This window comes from Streptomyces sp. NPDC126497, assembly GCF_040302425.1.
In the GTDB taxonomy this organism is placed as follows: Bacteria; Actinomycetota; Actinomycetes; order Streptomycetales; family Streptomycetaceae; genus Streptomyces.
Genome location: NZ_JBEORT010000210.1, coordinates 1 through 2,528, shown reverse-complemented (window position 1 = coordinate 2,528; position 2,528 = coordinate 1). Strand labels below are relative to the sequence as shown.

General features: G+C 69.4%; 1 protein-coding gene. It reads left to right on the top strand.

Annotation, left to right across the window (positions count from 1 at the left end; translation table 11 throughout):
- Positions 1-2,528, top strand: a 2,528-nt coding sequence (locus tag ABTY20_RS35070; protein ID WP_352001186.1) for an AMP-binding protein, incomplete at both ends; no start/stop codon positions are given.

Genomic DNA, 2,528 nt, shown 5'->3' with positions numbered 1-2,528 from the left:
AACCGCATCCCGCCCGGCGCCGAGCACATCACCCCGGAGATGCTGCCGCTGGTCGAGCTGGACGAGGCCGAGCTGGCGCATGTGGTCGGGCGGATCCCGGGCGGCGCGGCCAACATCGCCGACGTCTATCCGCTCGCCCCGCTGCAGGAGGGCCTGTTCTTCCACCATCTGCTGCAGGCCGATGGAGGCGGTGCGGATGCGTATGTGGTGCCGCGGGTGCTCCGCTTCGACTCGCGGGAACGGCTGGAGGCCTTCCTCGGCGCGTTGCAGCGGGTGGTGGACCGGCACGACATCTACCGCACCGCGATCGTGTGGGAGCAGCTGCGCGAACCGGTCCAGGTCGTGATCCGCCAGGCCGAACTCCCTGTCAACTCCGTCGAGTTGACTGTTGAGGGCTCTGCCGCGGTGGAGCAGCTGACTGCGGTGGTCGGCTCGAGGATGGACATCGGCCGTGCGCCGCTGATCGACGTGCACATCGCCGCGCAGCCGGGCGGGGACGGTGGATGGCTGGCGTTGCTGCGGATGCACCACCTGGTCCAGGACCACACCACCCAGGACGTGCTGCTCGAAGAGATGAGGGCGTTCCTGTCGGGGCGGGAGGAGTCCCTGCCCGAGCCGCTGCCCTTCCGCAACTTCGTGGCGCAGGCCCGGCTGGGTGTGACGCGCGAGGAGCACGAGCGCTACTTCACCGGCCTGCTCGGGGACGTGGAGGAGACCACCGCCCCCTACGGCCTGCTCGACGTGCACGGTGACGGCAGCGACGTCAAGCGCTCCCACCTGCGGGTGGAGGAGGAGCTCGGCCGGCGGGTACGTGACGTCGCCCGCTCACTCGGAGTGAGTCCGGCCAGCGTGTTCCACCTGGCGTGGGCGAGGGTGCTGGCCACGGTCAGCGGCCGTGACGACGTCGTCTTCGGCACCGTGCTGTTCGGGCGCATGAACGCCGGCGTGGGCGCGGACCGGGTGCCGGGATTGTTCATCAACACGCTGCCGGTCCGCGTCCGAGTGGATGCGGTCGGCGTCACCACCGCGCTGGAGGACGTGCGCAATCAGCTGGCGGAGCTGCTGGTGCACGAGCACGCCCCGCTGACCCTGGCACAGCAGGCCAGCAGGGTCCCGAACGGCAGCCCGCTGTTCACCTCACTGTTCAACTACCGGCACGGCAGGCGCCCGCAGGCGGCGCCCGCACCGGAAGCCGCCACCGCGCCCAGGGGCATCGTCACGGTCTCCATGCGCGAGGCGACGAACTACCCGGTGACCGTGGCGGTGGACGACCTGGAGTCCAGGTTCGGACTGACCGTGGACGCGGTGGGCCCGGTCGACGGGCAGGCCGTGTGCCGGCTGCTGCACACCTGCGTCGACAACCTCGTGACCGCGCTGGAGGACGACCCCCACGGCCTCCTGTCCACGGTGGACATCCTCGACACCACCGAACAGAACCGACTCCTCGAAGGCTGGAACGACACCACGGCGGAGCTGCCGGAGCAGGGTGTTCACACCTTGGTCGCCGAACAGGCGCGGCTGCGTCCGGACGCCGTGGCAGTGGAGTTCGGAGCCGTGCACCTCTCGTACCGGCAGCTCAACGCGCGAGCCAATCAGATCGCGCACGCGCTCATCGCGGCCGGTGTACGCAGGGGAGCACTGGTCGGAGTGTGCCTGGAGCGCGGACCTGATGCAGTGGCCGCGCTGCTGGGCGTCTGGAAGGCCGGCGCGGGTTACGTACCGCTGGACACGGACTACCCCTCCGCCAGGTTGGCGTCCATGATGCGTGATGCCGATGTCCAGGTCGTCGTGAGCCAGGGAGGACTGGCCGACCTCCTGACGGACTTCGATGGCGTGGTCGTACCGGTCGAGAGTGTCGATGAATCCTCCTTCCCGAGCGAGGATCCGACAGTGACCGTGGCCGCAGGTGACGCCGCCTACGTGATGTTCACGTCCGGATCGGCGGGGCTGCCCAAGGGCGTGATGGTGGAGCACCGTGCCGTGGTTCGGCTGGTGTGGGGGCAGCAGTACGCCGAGTTCAGCGAGCGGAGTGTGCACCTCCTGCTTGCGCCGCTGGCGTTCGACGCCTCGACCTTCGAGTTGTGGGGCACGCTGGTGCATGGCGGCCGCCTGGTGATCGCGCCTCCCGGCGCGGTCGGTTTGGCGGAACTCCGGTCGCTGATCTCCGAGAAGGGCATCCGCAACCTGTGGTTGACCGCTGCGCTCTTCAACACAGTCGTCGATGAGGACCCGAGTGCGCTGGCGGGACTGGCATGCGTGCTGGTCGGCGGCGAGGCGTTGTCGGCACGGCACGTGCGGGAAGCGCAGGCCGCGGTGCCCGGACTACAGGTGGTGAACGGGTACGGACCCACCGAGACCACCACGTTCGCCTGCACCTACGCCATCCCGGAACTGCCCGAGGACACGCAGTCCGTGCCGATCGGTTCTCCGATCGCGAATACGCGGGTGTATGTGCTGGATGGTGCGTTGCGTCCGGTGCCGGTGGGGGTTGCGGGGGAGTTGTATGTGGCGGGGGCGGGTCTGGCGCG